Source organism: Streptomyces sp. SID3212 (assembly GCF_009865405.1).
GTDB lineage: Bacteria > Actinomycetota > Actinomycetes > Streptomycetales > Streptomycetaceae > Streptomyces.
The window spans coordinates 12,501-20,583 of record NZ_WWJY01000237.1 but is presented as its reverse complement, the minus strand read 5'-3'; the positions used below and the strand labels follow the sequence as shown (position 1 = coordinate 20,583).

Genomic DNA, 8,083 nt, shown 5'->3' with positions numbered 1-8,083 from the left:
GACAGCCTCCCGCTGATCTGGACCGAGGGCATCGCCACCGCCCCGGCGGGCCGCCGCTTCGCCGCCGTCCTGGCCGAACTGACCGGCCGCCCCGCCCTCGCCGCCGAACTCCCCGAGGCCCTCCCCGCCCACGCCGCCCTCCTGGTCGGCGACCTGACCGGCGGCACGACGGACCCCGACGACTTCTTCCGCGACCGGGTCGACGACCCCCCGACGCTCCGCCCCCGGATCGTCCTCCTGCGCGACCGCCCCGCCGGCGGCCTGACCGCCGCCCCGGCCGCCCGCGAACTGGCCCTCGGTCACGACACCCCCCTCAGCGAACTCGAACCCGACGAAGGCACCGAACTCGAAGCCCTCGCCGAACTGATCGCCGTCACCGACTTCGCCACCGTCTACCTGACGCTGGCCGGCGGCGCCCCCGCATGACGCGCGCACCCCGCCCCCGGACCTGAGCACCCCCTCACCGGCACGAGAGCCCTGCCCACAGGCGCCTCCCCCGGCCCCATCACCCGGTCACACCCTCCGGCCCCTCATCTCCCTCGTACAAGGACACAGCCATGGACCGCCTCTCCAACACCGTGCGCCCCTACGCCTGGGGCTCCACGACCGCCATCCCGGAACTGCTCGGCATCGCCCCCACGGACGAGCCCCAGGCCGAGATGTGGATGGGCGCCCACCCCGGCGCCCCCTCCCGCGCCGACCGCGGCCGCGGCGCCGGGGAGCAGCCGCTCCACGAGATCATCGCCGCCGACCCCGCGGCCGAACTGGGCGCCGCCACCGTCGAGAAGTTCGGCCCCCGCCTGCCCTTCCTCCTCAAACTCCTCGCCGCGGGATCCCCGCTCTCCCTCCAGGTGCACCCCGACCTGGCCCAGGCCAAGGAGGGGTACGCCGACGAGGAGCGCCGCGGCGTCCCGATCGACGCCCCGGAGCGCAACTACAAGGACGCCAACCACAAGCCCGAACTCATCTGCGCCCTCACCCCGTTCGACGGCCTCTGCGGCTTCCGCGACCCGGACGCCGCCGCCGACCTCCTCGCCGGACTCGACGTCGACTCCCTCAAGCCGTACGTCGACCTCCTCCACGCCCACCCCCACGAGGCCGCCCTCCGTGAGGTCCTCACCGCCGTCCTCGCCGCGGACCCGGCGGGCATGGCCGCCACCGTCGCCGAGGCCGCCGTCGCCGCGGAACGCCTCGGCGGCCCGTACACCCCGTACGTCTCGATCGCCCACCACTACCCCGGCGACCCCGGCGTCATCGCCGCCCTGCTGCTCAACCACGTCCAACTCCAGCCCGGCGAAGCCCTCTTCCTCGGCGCCGGCGTCCCGCACGCCTATCTCAACGGCCTGGGCGTCGAGATCATGGCCAACTCCGACAACGTCCTGCGCTGCGGCCTCACGCCCAAGCACGTCGACGTCCCCGAACTCCTCCGCATCGTGCGCTTCGAGACGACCGAACCCGACGTCCTGCGCCCCGAGGCCTCCGCCACCGGCGAGGAGCTGTACGAGACGCCGACCGACGAGTTCCGGCTGTCCCGCTACCTCCTCGCGCCGGGCGCCGCCCCGCGCGACCTCACCGCCCCCACCCCCCAGATCCTCCTGTGCACGGCCGGCACGCCCCGCGCGAACGACCTCGCCCTCACCCCGGGGGCCTCGGTCTTCGTCGCGGCCGGAGAAAAAGCCGAACTGACCGGTGACGGAACCGTATTCCGGGCAACAGTTGTGGTCTGAGTGGGTGACCGCGCCGACGGCTGCAACAATGTGCCGCCGTGGCGCGGCGCCAGGGCCGCACCACCGAAGAAGGGACTCCAGGCACCCATGAGCGCGTCAGGCGGAACCAAGGCGATCGTGGCGGCGCTCGCCGCCAACCTCGCGATCGCAGTAGCCAAGTTCGTGGCGTTCCTGTTCAGTGGCTCGTCATCGATGCTCGCCGAGAGCGTCCACTCCCTCGCCGACTCCGGCAACCAGGGACTGCTCCTCGTCGGCGGCAAGAAGGCGCAGCGCGAGGCCACCCCGCAACACCCCTTCGGCTACGGCCGCGAGCGCTACATCTACGCGTTCCTCGTCTCCATCGTGCTCTTCTCCGTCGGCGGCATGTTCGCGATCTACGAGGGCTACGAGAAGATCAAGCACCCGCACGAGATCGAGGCCTGGTACTGGCCCGTCGGGGTGCTCGTCTTCGCGATCATCGCCGAGTCGTTCTCCTTCCGTACGGCCATCAAGGAATCCAACGTCACCCGCGGCAGCCTCTCCTGGACGGAATTCGTCCGCCGCGCGAAGGCCCCCGAACTCCCCGTCGTCCTCCTGGAGGACCTCGGCGCCCTGGTGGGCCTGATCCTCGCGCTCTGCGGCGTCGGTATCGCCCTGGCCACCGGGGACGGCGTCTGGGACGGCATCGGCACCCTCTGCATCGGCATCCTCCTCATCGTGATCGCCCTGGTCCTCGCCGCCGAGACGAAGTCGCTGCTCCTGGGCGAGTCGGCCGGCACGGGCGACGTCGAGAAGATCAAGGCCGCCCTCGTCGACGGCGACGTCGTCACCGGCATCATCCACATGCGTACGCTCCACCTCGGCCCGGAGGAACTGCTGGTCGCCGCCAAGATCGCGGTCCAGCACGACGACACGGCCGGCGAGGTCGCCCAGGCCATCAACGCCGCCGAGAACCGCATCCGCGAGGCCGTCCCGATCGCCCGCGTGATCTACCTGGAACCGGACATCTACAGCGAGACCGCCGCCGCGGCCGGCACCAACCCGGCCAAGCACCCCGGCGGCCCGACCCCGGCGCACACCCCCGGATCCGCGCCCGGCACCACCCCCGAATCCACCCCCTGACCCGCTTTCGACACGACGCGAACACGACCCGAACACGGCCTGAACCCGGCGTCCCGGCTCGACTTTCCCTGGAGCGCTTCCCTGATCGACTGTGGGCCGCCGGGCCGATCGGTGTAGATTCGTGCCCAGAGCCAGACGTCGCTGCTGATGGCGGTCGGGCGGCCCGCACACGCGGACCGGCCGAGGGAGAGAGGGCCTCCGACGGACCGGTCCGCGAGCGCTCGGGCATTCGTATGCCCGGACACCGCAGAGCCAGCCGAACGTATCCACACCCTCGACCCACCCTTCACGAGGAGCAGCTCGTATGACGACTGTCGCCAACCGACAGGACTTCAAAGTCGCCGACCTCTCGCTTGCCGAGTTCGGCCGCAAGGAGATCACCCTCGCCGAGCACGAGATGCCCGGCCTGATCTCGATCCGCGAGGAGTTCGCCGCGGCCCAGCCGCTGGCCGGCGCCCGCATCACCGGCTCCCTGCACATGACCGTCCAGACCGCGGTCCTCATCGAGACCCTGGCCGCCCTCGGCGCCGAGGTCCGCTGGGCGTCCTGCAACATCTTCTCCACCCAGGACCACGCCGCCGCCGCCATCGCGGTCGGCCCCAAGGGCACCCCGGACAACCCCCAGGGCATCCCCGTCTTCGCCTGGAAGGGCGAGACGCTGGAGGAGTACTGGTGGTGCACCGAGCAGGCCCTCACGTGGCCCAACACGCCCACCGGCGGCCCGAACATGATCCTCGACGACGGTGGTGACGCCACCCTCCTCGTCCACAAGGGCGTCGAGTTCGAGAAGGCCGGCGCGGCCCCGGACCCGGCGACGGCGGACAGCGAGGAGTACGCGTACATCCTCACCCTGCTGAACCGCACGCTCTCCGAGAACCCGCAGAAGTGGACGAAGCTGGCGTCCGAGATCCGCGGCGTCACCGAAGAGACCACCACCGGTGTCCACCGTCTGTACGAGATGCACCGCGACGGCACCCTCCTCTTCCCGGCGATCAACGTCAACGACGCGGTCACCAAGTCCAAGTTCGACAACAAGTACGGCTGCCGCCACTCCCTGATCGACGGCATCAACCGCGCCACCGACGTCCTGATCGGCGGCAAGGTCGCGGTCGTCTTCGGCTACGGCGACGTCGGCAAGGGCTGTGCGGAGTCCCTCCGCGGCCAGGGCGCCCGCGTGATCATCACCGAGATCGACCCGATCTGCGCGCTCCAGGCGGCCATGGACGGCTACCAGGTCTCCACGCTCGACGACGTCGTCTCCATCGCGGACATCTTCGTCACCACGACGGGCAACAAGGACATCATCATGGCCTCGGACATGGCCAAGATGAAGCACCAGGCGATCGTCGGCAACATCGGCCACTTCGACAACGAGATCGACATGGCCGGCCTCGCGAAGATCGACGGCATCGTCAAGGACGAGGTCAAGCCGCAGGTCCACACGTGGACGTTCCCCGACGGCAAGACCCTGATCGTCCTCTCCGAAGGCCGCCTGCTGAACCTCGGCAACGCGACCGGCCACCCCTCCTTCGTGATGTCGAACTCGTTCTCGGACCAGACGCTGGCCCAGATCGAGCTCTTCACCAAGCCGGAGGAGTACCCGACCGACGTCTACGTGCTCCCGAAGCACCTGGACGAGAAGGTCGCCCGCCTCCACCTCGCCGCGCTCGGTGTGAAGCTCACGACGCTCCGCCCGGAGCAGGCCGCGTACATCGGCGTCGAGGTCGAGGGTCCGTACAAGCCCGACCACTACCGCTACTGATCCACCCGCCGGTGCACCGTTCACGACGAGCACCGGCGCCGTGAACACCTGCACCACGAACACCTCACCGGACAGGCCCCCGCACCCCCGTGCCGGGGGCCTGTCCCGTGTGCGGCGCCCCAGGCAGGGCGCACGATCAGCCCCGGCGTACCGTCCCGGCGTTCCGGAAAGACCTGAAGGACCCATGCCCCGCGGCCGTTATTCGCTCCATGACCCGCACGACCACACTCCTCTCGGCGAAGAACACTTCCACTGCGCCCCCGGCCCGTCCGGCTGGCGCTACGTATCCCAGATCACCACCCCCGCAGGCGACCACGCGGGCTCCGTCGACCTGGCCCTCGACGAACTCGGCCGCCCCATCCGCCTCGAACTGCACGCCGCCAGCTGGCGGATCCGCGGCGCCGCTCTCGACGGCGTCACGTGGGTCCGTACCGACCCCTCCGGCGTTCACGCCACCGAAGGCAACGTCGGCGCCCACGCCTTCACCGGCACATCCCCCGCCTTTCTCGTCGCCACCGCACGTCTCCTGCGCCTCAGCCCCGGCGCGCCCGCGACCCGCGTCCGGCTCGTGGCTTTCACCGACCCGGTCCTCGCCCCCCGCACGCTGGACCAGTCCTGGGCCTTGATGACAAGTGAAGCGCATGCCACTGACAACGGGCCCCTGATGGTGGACGAGTACCAGGTCAGCGCCCTGGACACGGGCGAACAGCACACCGTGCACCTCAGTGGCGACGTCGTCCTCTCGGCGCCCGGCATCGAGCTGGAGGACCTGGAGACACCCCCCTCGACCCTGCCCTGACGAACAGGCTCAGGCAGGCGGCGCGAAGCCGGTCGCCGAGGGCTTCGGGGCCGGCGCCGCGGCCGGCGGGGAAACGACCGGGGGAACAGCCGGCGGGACAGGCGAGGGAGCGGACGCGGCGGGATGAGCGGAGGAGTCGCCGGGCACGGCGGCCGGGCCGGACGCACCCACAGCCCGCCGGGCGTCCCGCGCCTGCCGTTCGCTCACCACCGCCGCCAGGAACGCGGCCGGAGGAACCCCCACCGGCGCCGGCGTTCCCGTACGCGACGCCAGGTCCTCCGCCAACCGCTGCGCCATCGACCGGCCCACCACCGGGTCCAGCTGCGTCATCCGGGTCAGGTACTGGCGGATCGCCAGCCACAGACCGTCCGGCACATCGGAAAGATCCAGCTCGGAGAAGCGCCCGACAAGCCACGGCGGGGGAGGCGGGACAACCGCCATCGGCGCGTTCGGCACCCGTTCCCGTACGACCAGGGTCCCCGCGAAGACATCCCCGATCCGCCGCCCCCGCGCCGACACCAGCGACGCGATGCAGGAGATGACCCCGAACGACCCCAGGGTCTCCACCACACCCATCGCCCCGCGCACGAGCGCGTGCCGGAACCGTATGGGGCCGCCGTCGTCCCGTACGACCCTGAGCCCACAGGCCAGTTTGCCGAGCGACCGGCCGTGGCTCAGGGTCTCCACGGCGATCGGCACCCCCACCAGGATCAGGAGGAAGCTCGCCACGGTCAGCGCCATGACAGCGGCCTCGTCCAACGAGCCGCTCGCGAAACCTATGCCGACCAACACCAGGAGATAGACGGTCACCGTCAGCACGAGGTCGATCGCGATCGCCAGGGCCCGGGTCGGCAGCTTCGCCGGGCGCAGCCCCAGTACGACCGCGTCTCCGGTCACAAGCTCATTCACCGATGTCCACCCTTCCGCCCAGCCTTCGCCGGCCGTCCCTGCCGCTGACGACCTCAGTCTGCCAAGCTGACACGCAACGCGCCGTAGTAGTACGGACCGTACGCACCCAGCGCCTGGAGCAGCAGCCGACCATGGACCTCGATGTCTTCGTGACAGCCCACCGTGCCGAGTGGGACCGCCTGGATCATCTCCTGCGTCGCGGACGTCGGTTGACCGGCGTGGAAGCTGACGAACTTGTCGCCCTCTACCAGCGCACGGCGACCCACCTCTCGCTGATCCAGTCCGTCGCGCCCGACCCCATGCTCACCACGCGCCTCACCCAGCTCGTGGCCCGCGCCCGCGCCACGGTGACCGGCACCAGGCGCGCCGGCTGGCGCGACGCCGCCCGCTTCCTGACGGTCGGCTTCCCGGCGGCCGTGTACCGCTCCAGGCACTGGTGGATCCCGACCGCTCTTCTTTCCGTACTCCTGGCCGCGGTGATCGGCTGGTGGATAGGCGCGCATCCCGAAATCCAGTCCGCGATAGGCGCGCCCGACGATCTGCGCCAGATGACCCGACCGGGTGGCGAATACGAGACGTACTATTCGAGCCACCCGGCGGCTTCCTTCGCGGCCCAGGTCTGGACGAACAACGCACAGGCGGCGGCCATGTGCCTGGTGCTGGGGGCCTTCCTGTGCCTTCCGGTGATCTGGATCCTCTTCACGAACGTGCTCAACCTGGGAGTCGGCATCGGCCTGATGTCGTCCGCCGGCCGCCTCGACACCTTCCTCGGCCTGATCCTTCCGCACGGACTGCTCGAACTGACCGCCGTGTTCATCGCCGCGGGTACGGGCCTCCGCCTCGGCTGGACCGTGATCGACCCCGGCCCCCAGTCCCGCCGCACCGCCCTGGCCCAACAGGGCCGTGCCGCACTGGGCATGGCCGTCGGACTCGCGCTGGTCCTGTTCGTGTCGGGAGTGATCGAGGGCTTCGTCACCCCGTCGGGCCTGCCCACCTGGGCTCGGATCGCCATCGGCATCGTGGCCGAACTCGCCTTCCTGGCTTACGTGTACGTCCTCGGCGGCCGAGCGGTACGGGCGGGCGAGGTGGGCGACGTGGAGGCGGCGGACCGGAGCGCCGAGGTCCCCGTGGCCGCCTGATGTGCATGAGGCGTCCGGGACCTGTTAGTCTCCTCTTCGCCCTACAGAGACGTTGACGCGGTCTGTGTGGGGAGGTAGATTTGAACGGTTGCCTCGGGGTTGAGATGTTCCGAGGACGATCATGAGAATCTACGCGGCTCCCGACGGAGAGTGACTCTCTGTGGAGCCCCTTCGATCCGACACCCAGTTGCACGAAGGTCCGTGAAATCGACCTCGGTGTTTCTGATAAAGTCGGTTCCGCCGAAAGGCAAAGGCCACTCCGAAGGCCACCAGAATTCTTGAGGCAAAACAGCCGAAATGAGTCTGGTAGAGTCGGAATCGCTGGAAAGGGAAACGCGAAAGCGGAAACCTGGAAGGCGAGCCCCGCCCGGCCGGGGAAATCGGATACGAAAGCATCTGATAGAGTCGGGAACACGAAATACCGAAGGGAAGCGCCCGGAGGGCCCCGGAGACGGGACCGAAGGAAGCGTCCGTTCCTTGAGAACTCAACAGCGTGCCAAAAGTCAACGCCAGATATGTTGATACCCCGGCCTACTCAACCCTTGTGGTTGGTGGGTTGGTGGTTCCTTTGAAGAACAAAACACAGCGAGGACGCTGTGGGCTGTCGGTCTTATTCCGACTGGCAGTCCCGGCTCTTACGTGGTGT

The 8,083-nt window shown here is 69.7% G+C and carries 7 protein-coding genes; 6 read left to right on the top strand and 1 reads right to left on the bottom strand.

The window, feature by feature from the left end:
- The 5 genes from GT042_RS06895 to GT042_RS06875 form a co-directional block, all read left to right on the top strand.
- Window positions 1–426 (top strand): SIS domain-containing protein (locus GT042_RS06895; RefSeq protein ID WP_272925680.1); only part of this gene is annotated, 426 nt, incomplete at its 5' end.
- A 131-nt stretch (window positions 427–557) separates the two neighbouring features.
- Window positions 558–1,727 carry a mannose-6-phosphate isomerase, class I gene (manA, locus tag GT042_RS06890; protein WP_161307812.1) on the top strand — a complete coding sequence of 390 codons (1,170 nt, stop codon included), beginning with the start codon at window positions 558–560 and terminating at the stop codon, window positions 1,725–1,727.
- An 87-nt stretch (window positions 1,728–1,814) separates the two neighbouring features.
- Window positions 1,815–2,828: a cation diffusion facilitator family transporter gene (locus tag GT042_RS06885; RefSeq protein WP_161307811.1), complete on the top strand. Its 1,014-nt coding sequence runs from the start codon at window positions 1,815–1,817 to the stop codon at window positions 2,826–2,828.
- A 304-nt stretch (window positions 2,829–3,132) separates the two neighbouring features.
- A complete protein-coding gene (gene ahcY, locus GT042_RS06880; protein WP_161307810.1) occupies window positions 3,133–4,590 on the top strand; it encodes an adenosylhomocysteinase in 1,458 nt (485 codons plus the stop codon).
- 184 nt (window positions 4,591–4,774) lie between these two features.
- Window positions 4,775–5,389, top strand: a complete 615-nt coding sequence (locus GT042_RS06875) for a hypothetical protein (protein WP_161307809.1) — start codon at window positions 4,775–4,777, stop codon at window positions 5,387–5,389.
- Between the two features lie 9 nt (window positions 5,390–5,398).
- Here GT042_RS06875 and GT042_RS06870 read toward each other — a convergent pair whose 3' ends face one another.
- Window positions 5,399–6,298, bottom strand: coding sequence for an RDD family protein (locus tag GT042_RS06870; protein ID WP_345943698.1), 900 nt, complete (start codon window positions 6,296–6,298; stop codon window positions 5,399–5,401).
- A 131-nt stretch (window positions 6,299–6,429) separates the two neighbouring features.
- On the opposite strand from GT042_RS06870, the gene GT042_RS06865 reads away from it, so the two are divergent.
- Window positions 6,430–7,437 (top strand): stage II sporulation protein M, encoded by a 1,008-nt coding sequence (locus tag GT042_RS06865; protein ID WP_161307808.1) that lies wholly within the window; start codon window positions 6,430–6,432, stop codon window positions 7,435–7,437.
- The last annotated feature ends 646 nt before the right edge of the window (window positions 7,438–8,083 follow it).